Annotated in this window: 13 protein-coding genes and 1 rRNA gene; 6 read left to right on the top strand and 8 right to left on the bottom strand. The window is 72.2% G+C overall.

Features of this window, described 5'->3' with window-relative positions; genetic code table 11:
- Positions 1 to 154: 154 nt before the first annotated feature.
- From ACH4FX_RS35120 to mtnA, 7 genes are all read right to left on the bottom strand, one after another.
- Positions 155 to 910, bottom strand: a complete 756-nt coding sequence (locus tag ACH4FX_RS35120) for a response regulator (RefSeq protein ID WP_398485510.1) — start codon at positions 908 to 910, stop codon at positions 155 to 157.
- A gap of 236 nt (positions 911 to 1,146) precedes the next feature.
- A complete protein-coding gene (hpf, locus tag ACH4FX_RS35115) occupies positions 1,147 to 1,839 on the bottom strand; it encodes a ribosome hibernation-promoting factor, HPF/YfiA family (RefSeq protein ID WP_398485509.1) in 693 nt (230 codons plus the stop codon).
- A 317-nt stretch (positions 1,840 to 2,156) separates the two neighbouring features.
- Positions 2,157 to 2,795 carry a ComF family protein gene (locus tag ACH4FX_RS35110; RefSeq protein ID WP_398485582.1) on the bottom strand — a complete coding sequence of 213 codons (639 nt, stop codon included), beginning with the start codon at positions 2,793 to 2,795 and terminating at the stop codon, positions 2,157 to 2,159.
- A gap of 759 nt (positions 2,796 to 3,554) precedes the next feature.
- On the bottom strand, positions 3,555 to 5,366 hold the full coding sequence (locus ACH4FX_RS35105; protein ID WP_398485581.1) for an LpqB family beta-propeller domain-containing protein: 1,812 nt from the start codon (positions 5,364 to 5,366) through the stop codon (positions 3,555 to 3,557).
- 199 nt (positions 5,367 to 5,565) lie between these two features.
- The gene (gene mtrB / locus ACH4FX_RS35100; protein ID WP_398485580.1) at positions 5,566 to 7,665 is read right to left on the bottom strand and encodes an MtrAB system histidine kinase MtrB; all 2,100 of its coding nucleotides are present in this window, start codon (positions 7,663 to 7,665) and stop codon (positions 5,566 to 5,568) included.
- Between the two features lie 373 nt (positions 7,666 to 8,038).
- Positions 8,039 to 8,716 (bottom strand): two-component system response regulator MtrA, encoded by a 678-nt coding sequence (gene mtrA / locus ACH4FX_RS35095; RefSeq protein WP_398485508.1) that lies wholly within the window; start codon positions 8,714 to 8,716, stop codon positions 8,039 to 8,041.
- Positions 8,713 to 9,885: an S-methyl-5-thioribose-1-phosphate isomerase gene (gene mtnA, locus ACH4FX_RS35090; protein ID WP_398485507.1), complete on the bottom strand. Its 1,173-nt coding sequence runs from the start codon at positions 9,883 to 9,885 to the stop codon at positions 8,713 to 8,715. Before mtnA ends, mtrA begins: the two co-directional genes overlap by 4 nt.
- Before the next feature lie 170 nt (positions 9,886 to 10,055).
- On the opposite strand from mtnA, the gene ACH4FX_RS35085 reads away from it, so the two are divergent.
- The 6 genes from ACH4FX_RS35085 (at position 10,056) to ACH4FX_RS35060 (ending at position 16,092) form a co-directional block, all read left to right on the top strand.
- Complete coding sequence (locus ACH4FX_RS35085; RefSeq protein WP_398485506.1) at positions 10,056 to 11,510, top strand: hypothetical protein; 1,455 nt, start codon at positions 10,056 to 10,058, stop codon at positions 11,508 to 11,510.
- A 43-nt stretch (positions 11,511 to 11,553) separates the two neighbouring features.
- Entirely contained in the window at positions 11,554 to 12,219 is a 666-nt protein-coding gene (locus ACH4FX_RS35080) for a DUF4129 domain-containing protein (RefSeq protein WP_398485579.1), read from the top strand.
- Positions 12,216 to 13,442 carry a DUF4350 domain-containing protein gene (locus ACH4FX_RS35075; RefSeq protein ID WP_398485505.1) on the top strand — a complete coding sequence of 409 codons (1,227 nt, stop codon included), beginning with the start codon at positions 12,216 to 12,218 and terminating at the stop codon, positions 13,440 to 13,442. The genes ACH4FX_RS35080 and ACH4FX_RS35075 overlap by 4 nt, the downstream gene beginning before the upstream one ends.
- On the top strand, positions 13,423 to 14,388 hold the full coding sequence (locus tag ACH4FX_RS35070) for an AAA family ATPase (protein ID WP_398485504.1): 966 nt from the start codon (positions 13,423 to 13,425) through the stop codon (positions 14,386 to 14,388). The genes ACH4FX_RS35075 and ACH4FX_RS35070 overlap by 20 nt, the downstream gene beginning before the upstream one ends.
- An 8-nt stretch (positions 14,389 to 14,396) precedes the next feature.
- Positions 14,397 to 15,707: a DUF58 domain-containing protein gene (locus ACH4FX_RS35065; protein ID WP_398485503.1), complete on the top strand. Its 1,311-nt coding sequence runs from the start codon at positions 14,397 to 14,399 to the stop codon at positions 15,705 to 15,707.
- A gap of 169 nt (positions 15,708 to 15,876) precedes the next feature.
- Positions 15,877 to 16,092 carry a hypothetical protein gene (locus tag ACH4FX_RS35060; protein ID WP_398485502.1) on the top strand — a complete coding sequence of 72 codons (216 nt, stop codon included), beginning with the start codon at positions 15,877 to 15,879 and terminating at the stop codon, positions 16,090 to 16,092.
- A gap of 139 nt (positions 16,093 to 16,231) precedes the next feature.
- Here ACH4FX_RS35060 and rrf read toward each other — a convergent pair.
- Positions 16,232 to 16,319: ribosomal RNA gene (rrf, locus tag ACH4FX_RS35055) — 5S ribosomal RNA — on the bottom strand; the annotation flags it as partial.

Here is a 16,319-nt window from a genome sequence, read left to right as displayed (position 1 = left end):
CGTATGAGCGGATCCCCGTACACGGGACAGTCCGCGAGCGGGGCAGCCCCCGAACGGTCCGTGAGCCGGACAGTCCGTGAACTGGACAGCCCGCGAACCGGGCATTCCGTGAACGGACAGACCGCGAGCGGAGCGGCCCAGGAGACCGGACCCCTCAGCGGATCTCCAGGATCTTCTCCCGCATCGCGTACACCACCGCTTCCATCCGGGAGTGCAGCTGCAGCTTCTCCAGGATGTTGCGGACGTGGTTCTTGACGGTGTTCTCGGAGATGAACAGCTCTTTGGCGATGTCCCGGTTGTTCATGCCCGTGGCCACCAGCTTGAGGACCTCCAGCTCCCGGTCGGTGAGCCGGGGCGCCGGCACGAGGCGCCGCTCGTCGGTGCGCTGGATCATCGACTTGAACTCGGTCAGCAGCTTGGACGCCATGGACGGGCTGATCTGGGACTGGCCGTCCGCGACCGCGCGGATCGCGGTGGCCACCTCGTCCGTGGAGATCTCCTTGAGGAGGTAGCCGGTGGCGCCGGCCTTGATCGCGTCGTAGAGGTCCGCCTCCTCGTCGCTGATCGTCAGCATGATGATCTTCGCGCTGGGGGCCACCTCCTTGATGGAGGTGCACGCTTCGATGCCGCCGCGCCGGGGCATCCGTACGTCCATCAGCACGATGTCGGGCAGCAGGTCGGCCGCCTTGTCCACCGCCTCGGCGCCGTCCCCGGCCTCGCCGACGACCTGGATGTCCTCTTCATGGGCGAGCACGATCTCCAAGCCCCTGCGGAAGAGCGCGTGGTCGTCGACGACCAGGACCCTGATCGGCTCCTTGCGCGACATGCTCGCGTCCATGCCGGAACCGTCGCCGACGCCGAACCCGCCGTCGTCCGCTCCGCCGTGCACGGGCCCGAAGCTGTCCCCCATCGTTCCTCCCCGTCAACTACTCGGCCGGTGAAGGCCAGAGTTTGGATCTAAGGCTGGTTGACAACAGCCCTCTGCGGCCAGCCCGAACAACGCCATACAACCGTCTCCCCGGCATGTCGCCATTTCGTGCTCACAAGCTCCCTGGCTGGCACAAACACTATACGGCCTCAACTCCTGCCCCCCGCAGGCGCAATGGTGCCCCCGGGCGTACGCCGGGGGCACCACTTCAGCGGCCGTCAGCCGCCGAGCGCCCCACCGGCGCCACCGGGCTCCTCTCCCCCGAACGAGTCGGGGTTCAGGTGGATGACGCCGTAGTCGTAGGCGTGCCGCCGGTAGACGACACTCGGCTGCTTGGTCTCGGCGTCGACGAACAGGTAGAAGTCGTGTCCGACCAGCTCCATCTCGTACAGCGCCTGGTTGAGGGTCATCGGCGCCGCGGCGTGGGTCTTCTCGCGGACGACCAGGGGCCCTTCACCCTGGATCTCCAGCGAGCCCATCCGCGTCGTCGGCACCGTCTCGTGCGGCTCGCCGTCCACGGCCAGCCGGCCGCTCTCGTCCAGCTTGGCCGCGTCCGGCACGCTGACCGCGACGTCGCTCGCCGGGATGCGTCCGGTGCCGCGCCGCGAGTGGCGCTTGTCGTGCTGCTTGCGCAGCCGCGCCTCCAGCTTGGCCGTGGCCAGGTCGAGCGCGGCGTAGGGATCGGCGGCGGCCGCCTCGGCCCGTACCACCGGGCCTCGGGAGCGGAGCGTGATCTCCACTCGGTCGGAACGGTCGGCCTGCCGGGGGTTGGGCTCCTTGGACACCTCGACGTCCAGGCTGATCACCTTGCCGTCGAGCTTCTGGACCTTGTCCAGCTTCAGCTTCTCGGCCACGTGCTTGCGGAACCGCTCGGGCACCTCGGTCTTGCGGCCCTTGACGACGATGTCCACGCAGAACTCCGTTCCCGGATCGCCCCGCTCGGCGCGCGGAGCGATTCCTTCTTGCACCAGGCTCCGGTGAGTGCCGAAGCCTCGGACTTGGCGACTTTCACCTCCTCCTCCCCCGTCGGCAGGGTCCTCACTCCCGTGACTTCAGGGTCCCCGCAAACACCCGTAAACGCACCTATCCGGCATCTGAGGCAAAGCGTCTGCCAAGTCCTCACAACCGAACATAGCTCTCTCGGGCGGGTGACGGCACCCCCTGGCTGGTACTAGCTCCGTTTGGGTGCCTTTTCGCCCTCGTTACCTGCAACGATGAATTTTCGCGGTCAGTTCCAGTTGATTTCGAAAGCACTCCGCGGCGCTGCCACGACACCCGCCCCCACCACCCTCCCGCCGGCCGCCCGGACCGCCCGCGCCGCTTCCGCCAGCGACGCCCCGGTGGTCATCAGATCGTCCACCAGCACCACCGGGGCGGCCGCCACCAGCCGTCCGGCTCCGGCAACGACGGTCAGGGCCCCGGAGACGTTGGCCAGGCGCTGACGGGCGCTGAGGCCCGCCTGGTCCACCACCGTACGCCGCTGCCGCAGCACGGTGAGTACCCGAACGGGCACCCCACTCCGCCGAAGGTCCCGAGCCGCCGCCAGCGCCATCCGCCGCACCGGATCATGCCCCCGCCCCGCCACGGCCCGCGCGGCGGAGGGGACGGGGACGAGGAGGAGGGGGGTGGCGGGGGTGGCACTGACGGGGGTGGCAGCCCCGGCCTGGCGGGATGCGCCGGAAGGGGAGAGTCGATCACCCTCGGTCTCCACAGCCCCAGCACCGCCGTCCGCCGCACCGGAGCCAGCGCCCCCTGCCTCAGCAGCCCCAATGGAACGGGCCCCACCAGCCGCCCTTCGGCCGCCGGCCTCAGCCCCCGAAGCCCCCGCTGTCCCGACGGAGCGCGCCCCGCCGCCAACCGCCCTCAGGTCCCCAACCTCAGGCCCTGGAACCCCCGCAGTCCTGACGGAGCGCGCCCCGCCGCCAACCGCCCTCAGGTCCCCAACCTCATGCTCTGGAACCCCCGCAGTCCTTGCGGAGCGCGCCCCGCGGCCGCCGCATAGGTGGGCGGGAGACGGGGCGGGGCGGGGCTCGGGCGCACTCTCCGGGGGCCCCGGGGGCCTCCCCCTCCCCCACCCCCACTCCCCCTCGCCCCTCGGATCAGCGCCTGGTGGCATTCCTCGCACAGTTCCGTACGAGGACGGCCGCACCCCGCGCAGTCCACCGGTAGTACCAGGCCGGTGATTTCTCGCCATACGCCGCGCATGGATCTACTGTCCCGCGGGGTGGGGAGGGGCACCACCCCCTGTGGATAACTCGGATGACGGGGATGTACGAGCATGCCCCCGTTGCGGCCCTGACCAGGCAAAACGGCGCCTCAAGAGCGGATTCGCCCCGGGCACGGACTCAACGCCAGGCCCTTACCCCTCCAACCCGCGACGGCACTGACCGCACTCACCTCAAGGCCGAACCGGCCTCCGTCGCCGCCCACCCTGCAACCCCGAAGCCCGGACCAGCCCCCGACCACTCACCCGGCCGCCCGAAGACCCCACTCGCCCGGTCGCCGCGTTCCCTCGCTCACCCGGTCCCCTGCTCGCCCAGCCGCCCAGCCGCCCAGCCGCCCAGCCGCCCAGCCGCCCAGCCGCCCAGATCATCCGACCGCCCTGGCCGCCCGGCGCCCCCGCCCCTCACCCCGGATAAACCGGCGCCTTCCCGTCCTTCGCCACCGTTTTCCAGTTCGCGTCCTGCGGCAGCCGCACGATGCCCTCGGCCCCGTCGGCGATCAGCGGCCGGGTCTCGTCCTCCGAAGCCGTCACCGTCTTGACGCCGTTGACGCCGGGCAGCGTCTGCGCGCTCGACGCCGAACCGTCCGTCTCCATGTACTGCATCTGCTGCACCCCGCCGGACTGCCTGCCGACGACCACCAGCCGACTGCCGCCCGCCCAGGACGCCGCCACCACGTCCTCCAACTGCGGCGCCACCGGGCGCAGTTCCTCCACCGACAGCACCGGGTGCTGCGCCGTCCCGCCACGTTCGACCCGGCCCAGCTGCAGCGTCGTACGTCCCTTGTCCTCGACCAGCACCGCGATCCGGATGCCGTCCGACGCCACCTTGATCGACTTGATCCGCCGGTCACCGAGGCCGGGCACCGTCACCACGTCCGGCGCTCCCTTGCCGCCGCGCAGCCGCAGCAGCCGCGACCCCTTGTCGCTCCGGTCCGCTATCCACAGGTCTCCCAGGCCGTCCCAACTGGGCGCCGAGAACCCGTTCTCGGCGGTGCTGTGCAGCAACGCCGGGCCGCGCTCGGCGCCGTACTCCAGCGGCGCCACGTACAGCGACCTGCCGTCGGCCGAGACGCCCGCCGCGGTGCCCTCGTCGCGCGAGATCGCGATGGAGCTCAGCGGCGTCTTGCCGCTGCCGAACGGGCCCGGAACCGGCCGCGGTTGCGTGGTCGTGTCCGGCATGCTGACCACCTTCTGGTCAGTGGCGATGAAGTACTCCTGGACGGACCGCCCGACGTGCCTGCGTGGCGCGAATTCGCTGTTGGCCCGCTCCTGTGACAGGACGCACAGCCGACCGCCCCGCTCGTTCTGGAGTTCCACCTCGCTGATCTTCGACGCCCGGGTGATGTCCTGGACGGTGAAGAACAGCTGCGCCGCCATCCGCCGGCACTGTTCCGCCCCGGCGGCGGCAGCCCGCTTGCTGAGCTTCACCCGCAGCGCGTTGGAATCGTCGAGCGACAAGCCACTGCTCTTGAGCGCGGTGCCCGTCGGGAACGCCGAAGCAGTGACCTGATTCAGCCAGTTCGTGGGCCCTTCCAGCAGCGCGGCCACGCTCGCGGTGACCGGGTCTATTCGCTGCCGCAGGTAGACGGGGTCGGCGACCAGTACGTTCCGGCCCGCCTCGGCCGACTGCGCCTCCGACTTGTAGTCGGCGAAGTAGTACTTGTTGACGGACCGGTAGATGCGCTGGAAGTCGGACTGCCCGAGCACCAGCCCGTTCGGCAACCGGTCGATCCGCCACTGACCGTCCTCCTTGGTCAGGTGGATGGTCTGCTCGTACGCCTTCTCCTCCGGCGTATAGGCGTGGTTACGGTCGACGGTGGCGACCTGACTGCCGGACAGCGTGATCGTGTAGCCGTTCGGGTCCTCACGGTTGGCCTGCCCCACGGGCTCGGCCGCCGGACGCTGTTGGAGCACCGTCGTCCCCGAGAACGGCCGCCAGGTCTTCTTGGCCGACTTGGCCAGGTACTGCACGGCCGTGCTGAAGTCCACCTCGTCGCTCGTCGTCGCGTCGAGGAAGCCACTGACGATCTCGGTCGGCTGCGCCCCGTCCTGCGGCGGCACGCCGTAGACCCGTACCTGCGAGTCGGCCTCCGCGCGCGGCGACTGGTCGACCGCCTGCATGTCCCCGCTGTCGGGCATCGACGCGCACCCTGCCAGCAGCAACGCACCACAGCCGAGCACCGCACCCATACGGAGGCCCTTGCCGCCGGACATGCGAGCGGCCTTGCCCCCAGCCTTGTCCTCGGCCCGGCCGCGCAACCCCAGGCGCGCCCGAGAACGGCCCCGCGCCCGTTCCTCGCCCCCGGCGTGCACCACGACACTCACTCCGGCGCGCAACGACTCCTCACGCACCTCGGCACGCGCCTCAGCGCCCGTCCCAGCGTTCATCCCAACGCCCGTCCCGGCGCCCGTTTCAGCGCCCACGAACCTCGTCCTCCCGCTCCGCGCCCGCTCCGTCCCCGTTCTCCCGGTTCAGGCCGCGCCCGGCGCCATCCCCCGACGCGCCGTCGAACTCGCGGGTCGCACCACCGCGTACGCCGTCACCGCGTACGCCGTTACCGCTCACGCCATCACCGCGTACGCCATCACCGCGTACGCCACTCTCCCGTACGCCGTCGCCCCCACCACCGGGACCACCCGCACCACCGGAATCCTCAGCACCATCAGCACCCGTCCCCACCGACCGTTGCGCCGGAGTGCGCGGCTCCAGCGGCCACGGCTCCGCCAGCCGCTGCTGCGGCGGGATGGCAGCCGCCGTCCGCACCGCCGCCGCGCCACGCGGCAGCCCCGAACGGGCCGCCTCCCGGTTGCGCCGCGAGTCCTCCGGCTCCAGCGGAATCGGCGAGCCCCGCAGCGCCTCCCCGGCCGTACGGGGCAGCGTCAGCCGGAACTGTGAGCCGCCGCCCGGCTCGCCCCACGCCTGCAGCCAGCCGCCGTGCAACCGCGCGTCCTCCACCGCGATCGACAGGCCCAGACCCGTACCGCCGGTCGTACGGGCCCGCGCCGGATCCGCGCGCCAGAAGCGGTTGAACACCCGGGCCGCCTCCCCCGGCTTGAGGCCCACGCCGTAATCGCGTACGGCGATGGCCACCGCGCCACCGTTCTTGCCGCCGGCCGCGGCCAGCCGCACCACCACGTCCCGGCCTTCGCCGTGCTCCACCGCGTTCACGACGAGGTTGCGCAGCACCCGCTCGACCCGGCGGGTGTCCGCCTCCGCGATCACCGGCTGCTCGGCGCCGCGCACCACGAACCGGGTGCCCTTGCGCTCCGCCAGCGGCTCGGCGCCCTCGATGACCCGGTGCACCACGTCCCGCAGGTCGATCGGCTCGGCCTCCAGGGCCGCCGCGCCGGCGTCGAAGCGGCTGATCTCCAGCAGCTCGGCGAGCAGCGACTCGAAGCGGTCGAGCTGTCCGCGCAGCAGCTCGGCGGAGCGCGCGGTCACCGGATCGAAGTCCTCGCGCGCGTCGTGGATGACGTCGGCGGCCATCCGGACGGTCGTCAGCGGCGTCCGCAGCTCGTGCGACACGTCGGAGACGAACCGCCGCTGCATCCGGGACAGCTCCTCCAGCTGCTGGATCTTGACCTGGAGGTTCTGCGCCATCTTGTTGAAGGACTCGCCGAGCCGGGCGATGTCGTCCTCGCCGGTGACCTTCATCCGTTCCTGAAGGAGCCCGGCGGCCAGCCGCTCGGAGATGCCCGCCGCCATCCGTACGGGCGTGACGACCTGCCGGACCACCAGCCAGGCGATCGCGCCGAGCAGCACCACGACGAACACTCCGGCCGTCGCCAGGGTCCCCTTTACCAGACTGAGCGACTTCTCCTCCTGGCTGAACGGGAAGAGGTAGTAGAGCTGGTACGGGTTGCTGTTGACGTCGTTCAGCCGCTTGCCGATGATGATCGCCGGCTCGCCCTCCTCCGACCCGACCCGCTTGATCTGCGTGGACTGGCGGAAGGTGCCGGTCTTGGTGTCGAGCATCCGGCGCATCTCGGCGGGCACGCTGCGTTCGGGGTCGACGTCCCCGGAGGCGCGCGGGCCGCGGGTGTCCGGGCTGCTGTCCCCGAAGGGCTCCTCGACGGCCGACCCGGAGCTGAGCGCCACCACGGAGAAGACGCCCTGACCGCCACTGGCGAGCTGTTCGACCAGGCTGGTCAGCCAGGTCGCGGAGTCCTGCGAGCCGCGGCTGCCGGAGCGTACGGGGTCGTCGCCACGGCCGTCGGTGGCGCCGTCGGCCAGCTTCTGCGCCACGGCGAACCCGCCGGCCGCCTGGCTCTGCGCGGCCTGCCGCTTGGCCTCCAGCAGTCCGTTACGGACCTGCCCGATGACCACGACGCCGAGCAGCAGCACCACACCCAGCGACATCAGCAGGGTCGTGGCGACCACGCGGAGCTGGATGTTTCGGCGCCAGAGGCGCAGCGCGGGCAGCAGTGGACGGCGTATCCAGCGGCCGAAGAGGCGCAGCATGGGGTGGACCGGGCCGGCGGTGGCCCCGTCGGACAGCAGGCGCGCGGGCATCGCCCGGAGCCGGTCCCCGGGCCGCTCCGCCCGTCCGGGGCGGGGAGCGGGCCGTGCGGTGTCCTCCGCGGCGCGCTCGGCGTTCCGTGCGGCGCGCACGCCGTCCTCCGTACGCTCCGCGCGCTCGTCCGCCACGCTCTGCCCGTCAGTGTTCCCGGGGCCGTCGTCAGGCCCTGTCGTCCGGGTCGTCCGGCGCCCGGGCACCCGGCCGTTCGCCGCCGTCCCGTTCGCCTCCCCGTCGGCCTGCCCGGTCACCTGCCCGCCCTTCCTCCTGGGCAGCCGACCGAAAAAGCTCCCGAAAAGCGACATATCGCCTGCCGTGCGGACGGCCCGCCCCCGCTCGTCCTCCGGGGCCGAACCGTCCCGGGTCATATCAGTTGGGCCCGGCCTTATAGCCGACGCCACGCACGGTCACCACGATCTCCGGGCGCTCCGGGTCCTTTTCGACCTTGGAGCGCAGCCGCTGCACGTGAACGTTGACGAGCCGGGTGTCGGCGGCGTGCCGGTAGCCCCAGACCTGTTCGAGCAGCACCTCGCGGGTGAAGACCTGCCACGGCTTCCGGGCCAGCGCCACCAGCAGGTCGAACTCCAGCGGCGTCAGCGCTATCGACTGGCCGTTGCGCTTGACCGAGTGCCCCGCCACGTCGATGACGAGGTCCCCGATGGCCAGCTGCTCGGGCGCCGGTTCCTCCGAGCGGCGCAGCCGTGCCCGGATACGGGCCACCAGCTCCTTGGGCTTGAACGGCTTGACGATGTAGTCGTCCGCACCCGACTCCAGGCCGACCACCACGTCGACCGTGTCACTCTTCGCGGTCAGCATGACGATCGGCACACCGGACTCGGCCCGGATCAGCCGGCACACCTCTATGCCGTCCCTCCCGGGCAGCATGAGGTCGAGCAGCACGAGGTCCGGCTTGGTCTCCCGGAAGACGGCGAGCGCCTTGTCGCCGTCGGAGACGAACGACGGTTCAAAGCCTTCGCCGCGCAGCACGATGCCGAGCATCTCTGCCAGTGCGGTGTCGTCGTCGACGACCAGGACGCGTCCCTTCATTCGGCCATCATCCCATTACCTGATCGTGACTTACCCAATCGTGATGTGGAACACAGGTCCGCCAAGCCGTCCGGAGTGACCGGTGAGGCCACTCCGGCCTCCGTGACGATCGCCGTCACCAGATCGGCCGGCGTCACGTCGAAGGCCGGGTTGTAGGCCAGCGCGCCCAGCGGAGCCACCGGCACACCGGTGCCGGCTTCCGTCCCGGCGCCGGGCACGTACGGAGCCGCGATTTCCGTCACCTCGTGTCCAGGCCGCTGTTCCACCTCGATGAGCGCGCCGTCCGCCGTGTCCAGATCCACCGTGCTGGTCGGCGCCACCACCACGAACGGTACGTGGTGGTAGCGGGCCAGTACCGCCAGCGGATAGCTCCCCACCTTGTTGGCGACGGAGCCGTCCGCCGTTATCCGGTCCGCGCCGATCAGTACGGCGTCCACCTCGCCCGCCGCGAAGAGCGACCCTGCGGCCCCGTCCGCGAGCAGGGTGTACGGCATGCCCGTACGCGCCGCCTCGTACGCGGTCAGCCGCGTGCCCTGTAGGAGGGGCCGTGTCTCGTCCACCCACAGCCGCCGCAGTTCACCGGCCCGGTGCGCCGCCAGCGCCACCGCCAGGGCGGTCCCCTCGCCGCCGGACACCAGCGCTCCGGTGTTGCAGTGGGTGAGGATGCGGTGCCCGCCGCCGGGCAGCAGCTCGCCCAGCAGCGCCAGCCCGTGCGCGGCCATCTTCCTGCTGGCCTCGGCGTCCTCCGCGTGCACGGCGCGCGCCTCGGCCAGCGCTGCGGCGGCGGCCCGCTCACGGTCAGCTCCGTCCTCGACGGCGGCCCGGTAGGCGTCGGCGGCCCTTCGCACGCCGTATTCGAGGTTGACCGCCGTGGGGCGGGCGTGCGCCAGGGTGCCGGCCGCGTCGGCCACGTCGAATCCCCGCGCCGCGGCGAGGGCGACGCCGTACGCCCCGGCGATGCCCAGCAGCGGAGCGCCGCGCACAGCCAGCGTGCGGATCGCCTGCACCAGCGCCGGCACGTCCGTGCAAACCAGTTCGACCTCTTCGGACGGCAGCCGTGTCTGATCGAGGAGAACCAGTACGGGCCCCTCGGGAAGCTCCTCCCAACGAAGTGACGGAACCACGGGAGCGTCGGCGCCCGCCTCGGACTTCTCGTAGCGATCGGCCATCCGCCCAGTCTGCCGCCGACGACGGGCGGAGCAGAAGGGCTCCCCCGTACAAGGGCGCTCCTCCGGACAAGGGCCCGGGGACGCGGGCCTGCGCGCCATGACACGATGACAGGCACTGCGGACGTCGGACCCCGCCCGTTCGAACGGGCGGGAAGCATGAAGGAGCGACGATGAACAACTCTCCGGGCTGGGCCTCGCCCGGATCCTCCCCTTCCGACGAGCCGGACCGCGCCGCGCAGGACCGGCCCGCCGAGGGCCGGACCGGAGCGGACGCCCCGGCCGACACGGCCGGTCCCGCCGGCCCGGCAGGCTCCGCGGAACCCGCGGGCCAGACCGGTGCCGCCGAGTCCGGCGACTCCTCGGTCCCGCCGCAGTGGTCCAAGGAGCAGCCTCCCGCCGCCCAGTGGTCCGCGCCCACCGGCGGCTCCGGCCGCAGCGGACCGGCCGGACCCGGCCCGCAGGGCATCGGCCCCGGCGGCCAAGGCGGCTGGGGCGGGCAGCAGCCCGGCTGGGGCGGCCAGCCGAACTGGGGCGGACGGCCGGGCTGGGGCGCTCCCTGGGCGCCGCCGCCCGCCGCGAAGCCGGGCGTGATCCCGCTCCGCCCACTCGGCGTCGGCGAGATCCTCGACGGCGCGGTCTCCACCATGCGCGCCCACTGGCGCACCGTCCTGGGCATCTCGCTGGTCGTGGCGGTGCTCGCGCAGGCCGCGAACACGGTCGTCACCGGTCTCTGGTTCCGTAACGCCGGGAACCTCTCCGCGCTGGAGAACAACCCCGACGCCTCCCTGAGCGAGGCCATGGACGCGGTCGACAACACCTTTGTCGGCAGCGCCCTCACCTCGCTCATCGGACTGCTCGGGACGATCGTCGTCACCGCGCTGCTCACCATCGTCGTCAGCCGGGCGGTCCTGGGACGTTCGGTGTCGGCCGGGGAAGCCTGGCGGGACGCCCGGAGCCGGCTGCCGCGGCTGGTCGGACTGCTGCTCCTGCTGCCCCTGATCTTCTCGGTCGTCGTCGGCCTGGGCACGGTGCCAGGCATCATCGTCGCCGCGGTGGGCGCGCCCGGTCCCGGTGTGCTGCTCAGCCTGCTCGGCGGTCTCGGCGCGATCGTCGTGGGCATCTGGCTGTGGGTCCGCTTCAGCCTCGCCGCCCCGGCGCTGATGCTGGAGAAGCAGGGCGTCATCGCCTCCATGCGGCGCTCGGCCAAACTGGTGCGCGGCGCGTGGTGGCGGATCCTGGGCGTACAGCTCCTCACGTACGTGCTGATCGTCGTCGTCCAGATGATCGTCCAGGTTCCGGCCACGATCGTCGCCGTCCTCGTCAGCGGCGAGAGCCTCACGGCGTGGACCAACGGTGCGGGCGGCGCCAGCTGGACGTTCCTGATCGTGCTGGCCGTCGGCGCCGTGATCGCTTCCGCGGTCACCTACCCCATCAGCGCGGGCGTCACGGCGCTCCTCTACATGGACCAGCGGATCCGCCGCGAGGCGCTCGACCTGGAGCTCGCCCGCGCCGCCGGCCTGCCCGGCTACGGCGCGGACGTACCCGCGCCGCAGACTCCCGGTACGCACGGCACCGGGTCCGACAGCACCGGCCAGGGCCCCGCCGGCACCACACCGGGAAGCTGATGCGGTGACGGTTGCGGGGAGGACAGCCGTGCTCGCCCGTCTGATGACGGGCTCCGGCGATGACGGACCGGTGCGGATTCCGCGGGTGCCCGCCCGTGAGGCGGCCGAGCGCGAGCTCGCCGATCCGCGGTACCACCAGAACGACCCGAATCTGCTCCAGCGTGCCCTGAACTGGTTCTGGGAGCGGATCGGCGATCTCTTCGACGCCGCTGCCGGAGCCACGCCAGGCGGCTGGGCCGGGCTCCTCGCCATCGTTCTCGTCATCGTGCTGCTCGCCGTCGCCCTGCGGCTCCGGCTGGGCGCCCTGCGCCGCACCCCCACTTCGGGGGGCGGCGCGCTCTTCGGGGACCGTCCTCGCACGGCCTCCGAACACCGCGCCGCCGCCGAACAGCACGCGGCCGACAACCGCTGGACCGAGGCCGTCCAGGAACGGATGCGCGGTCTCGTCCTCGCCCTGGAGGCACGCGCCCTGCTCACCCCGGGTCCCGGCCGTACCGCCGACGAGGCGGCGACTGAGGCAGGCCGGTTCCTGCCCGTCCACGCCGAGCGCCTGCGTGCCGCCGCCCGTACGTTCGACGACGTCACATACGGCGGACGGGCCGGTACGGAACGGGAGTACGCCCTCCTGAGCACCCTCGACACCGACCTCCAGCACAGCAAGCCCCAGCCGGCCACCGCCGCCACCGCCCTCGACGGGAGCGGCACATGAGCGCCGCCACGACCGCCACCACCTCCCTCGCGCCGTCCACGCGCCGCGTCTGGACCCGCTCCCGCGGACTGCTCGCCGGTCTCCTCGTCCTCGTCCTGGGCGGGGTCGGCCTGGCGGTCCTGCGCTCCGGGGACCAGCACGGCCGGCTCGACCCCCGGTCGGTGGACCGCAACGGCAGCGGGGCAGTCGCCGCGCTCCTCGCCGACCGCGGTATCGATACCCGCGTCGTCACCACCACGGAGGAGGCCGCCGCCGCGGCCGGACCGGACACCACCGTGCTGGTCGCCGACCCCGACCTGCTGACCCGCCGCCAGCTGGGCACCCTCCAGCAGGCCACCGGGCGCACCGCCGGCCGCACCGTCCTGCTCGCTCCGGGCCCGCCCGCGCTGAACGTCTTCGCTCCCAAGGTCGAGGCCGGGGCACCCGCCGGCGTCGAGCCGCTGTCCCCGAACTGCACGCTGCCCGCCGCACGGTCCGCGGGCGACGCCGAACTCGGCGGTCTGCGCTACTCGACATCCGCTCCCGGGGCCGACCACTGCTACCCCGTCGGCGGCAAGGCCACCCTGCTGCGCCTGCCGACCACGGCCGGTGGCGACGCCGTCCTCCTCGGCGCGCCCGACATCCTCTACAACCACCGTCTCGCCGAGCGCGGCAACGCCTCGCTCGCCCTGCAACTGCTCGGTTCGCACAAGCATCTGGTCTGGTACCTCCCCTCGGTCAGCGACCCTTCGTCCACGCAGGACGGCCGACGCAGCTTCCTGGACCTCATCCCCTCCGGCTGGCGATGGGCGTTGCTGCAACTCCTCATCGCCGCCGCGCTCGCGGGCGTCTGGCGGGCCCGCCGGCTCGGTCCGCTCGTCCCTGAGCGGCTGCCGGTCACCGTCCCCGCCGCCGAGACGACGGAGGGACACGCCCGCCTCTACCAGCAGGCCGATGCCCGCGACCGGGCCGCCGCCGCCCTACGGGCCGCCACCCGCGACCGGCTCGCCCCGCTCACCGGCGTGGCTCCCACGCACGCCCACACCCCCGACATCCTCCTCCCCGCCGTCGCCGCGCGGCTGCCCGCCGACGCGGCGTCCGGCACGGCCCTGCACGCCCTGCTCTTCGGCCCGCCGCCCGCCGACGACAAGGCCCTGGTCACCCTGGCCGACCAGCTCGACAACCTGGAACATTCCTTCCTGTCCCCAGAGAGGCACGCCCCCCGTGAGCACCCCGACAGCTGACAGCGCCCGAGCCTCCCTGGAGGCCGTACGTACCGAGATCGCCAAGGCCGTCGTCGGCCAGGACCCGACCGTCACCGGCCTGGTCGTCGCGCTGCTCTGCCGCGGTCACGTCCTGCTCGAAGGCGTCCCCGGCGTCGCCAAGACGCTGCTCGTACGCGCCCTCTCGGCAACCCTGGACCTCGATACCAAGCGCGTTCAGTTCACCCCCGATCTGATGCCGAGCGACGTCACCGGCTCGCTCGTCTACGACTCGCGCAGCTCGGAATTCTCCTTCCAGCCCGGCCCGGTCTTCACCAACCTGCTGCTCGCCGACGAGATCAACCGCACGCCGCCCAAGACCCAGGCCTCCCTGCTCGAAGCCATGGAGGAGCGCCAGGTGACCGTCGACGGGACGCCCCGTCCCCTGCCCGAGCCGTTCCTCGTCGCCGCCACGCAGAACCCCGTCGAGTACGAGGGCACCTATCCGCTGCCCGAGGCCCAACTCGACCGCTTCCTGCTCAAGCTGACGGTGCCGCTCCCCGCCCGCCAGGACGAGATCGACATCCTGGCCCGGCACGCCCTGGGCTTCAGCCCGCGCGACCTCGGCGCGGCCGGCCTGCGTCCGGTCGCGGGCCCCGCCGATCTCGAAGCGGCCCGGGCCGCGGTGGCCAAGACCGCCGTCTCCCCCGAGGTCACCGGTTACATCGTCGATATCTGCCGTGCCACGCGCGAATCCCCCTCGCTCTCCCTCGGCGTCTCACCCCGAGGCGCCACCGCCCTGCTCTCCACCTCGCGGGCCTGGGCCTGGCTCACCGGCCGCGACTACGTCATCCCCGACGATGTGAAGGCCCTGGCCCTGCCCACACTCCGGCACCGAATCCAGCTCCGCCCGGAAGCCGAGATGGAAGGAGTCACCGCCGACTCCGTCATCAACTCCGTCCTCGCCCACCTTCCCGTCCCCCGCTGAGACCAGCCGTGGCCCTGACCGGACGCACCGCACTCATCTCCGCTCTCGGAGCCCTCTTCGTCGGCCTCCTGCTGCCCGGCTGGACCGGCATCCTCGCCGTCCAACTCGCCCTGCTGCTAGCAATTTTGTGCGACCTGACACTCGCCGCGCCAGTGCGGAAGCTCCAGTTCACCCGAACCGGTGATACATCTGTTCGACTCGGGCAGGAAGCCCGCACTCACCTCACCGTCACCAATCCCGGCCGCCGTCCACTGCGCGCCCAGCTCCGCGACGCCTGGCCCCCCAGCTCTTTCCGTCCCGGCACGGAGTCCCTGGCTTCCCGGCACCGCGTCCATGTCCCCGGCGCCGAGCGCCGCCGCGTCACGACGACGCTGCGCCCCACCCGCCGCGGCGACCACCACGCCGTCCGCGTCACGGTCCGCTCCTTCGGCCCGCTCGGTCTGGCCGCCCGCCAAGGCAGCCACCACGTCCCGTGGACCGTTCGCGCCCTGCCGCCCTTCACCAGCCGCAAGCACCTGCCCGGAAAGCTGGCCCGGCTGCGCGAGCTGGACGGCCGTACGAGCATCCTGACCCGCGGCGAAGGCACCGAATTCGACAGCCTCCGCGACTACACGCCCGGCGACGACACCCGCTCCATCGACTGGCGCGCCACCGCGCGCCGCCAGACCGTGTCCGTCCGCACCTGGCGACCGGAACGCGACCGGCGCGTCCTCCTGGCCCTCGAAACAGGCCGCACCTCCGCCGGCCGGGTCGGCGACACACCGCGACTGGACGCCTCTATGGATGCGGCCCTGCTCCTCGCCGCCCTCGCCTCCCGCGCCGGCGACCGCGTCGACCTCCTGGCCTACGACCGCCGCGTACGGGCCTCCGTCCAGGGACGCGCGGCCGGCGACCTGCTGCCCGCGCTGACCGAGGCCCTCGCGCCCCTCGAACCCGAACTCGTCGAGGCGGACGCCCGCGGCCTGGCCGCCGCGATCCACCGCAGTACGCCGCGCCGCTCCCTGATCGTGCTGTTCACCGGCCTCGACACGGCCCCGGTTGAGGAAGGGCTGCTGCCCGTCCTGCCCGGCCTCACCCAGCGCAACGAGGTCATCGTCGCCGCGGTGGCGGATCCTCGTATCGAAGAGATGGCCGCCGCCCGGCACACGCCGCAGGCCGTGTACGCCGCAGCCGCGGCCGAACAGACCCGCGCCGCCCGCCGCCGCACCGCCGACCGCCTGCGTCGCCACGGCATCACGGTCATCGACTCCACTCCGAGCCGCCTCGCCCCCGACCTGGCGGACGCCTACCTCTCCTTGAAGGCCACCGGCCGGCTGTAGGGCCGCGAAAAGCCCGCTGCGGACGGTCCGTATTGCTCACGAGCATCACGAGCACGGACGTACGCGGCGGGCTTTTGTGGGGGCATCGAGGGTCCCCGATCGGGTTATGTAGTTCAGCTGGGCCGCACAGAGCACCCCACGAGGAGTCCGACAGAATCGCCCGCAGGTGATGCCTACGGCGACAGCCTGCCAGGACTGCCTGCGGCACTGCGGCACCCAGGCCGTCGCCACCCGCTACGGCAAGCGCGGCTACGTCGTCCTCGGTACCGCCACCGCAGCCGGCCCCTCAGCCAGGTCCTTGTCCAACTGGGCACCGCCTGCTGGTGCCGTCAGCCCCGTCGCGGGAGACGCCGTAACAGCAAGTCGCAGTGGCCAGGGCCCCTGAAACGCAAAATGCCCCGCACCGTGTGGTGCGGGGCAATGTCGCTATGGAGATCCCGGGATCCGCATAGAGCATTCGGCATGCAAAACAAAAAAGCTCCGGTCCCTGAACCAAGAGGTTCAGGGACCGGAGCTGAAGAAAAGTTCGGCGGCGTCCTACTCTCCCACAGGGTCCCCCCTGCAGTACCATCGGCGCTGAAAGGCTTAGCTTCCGGGTTCGGAATGTAACCG

This window comes from Streptomyces sp. NPDC018019, from assembly GCF_044327805.1.
GTDB lineage: Bacteria > Actinomycetota > Actinomycetes > Streptomycetales > Streptomycetaceae > Streptomyces.
The sequence above is the reverse complement of the archived record's forward strand: the minus strand, read 5'-3'. Positions and strand labels throughout refer to the sequence as shown.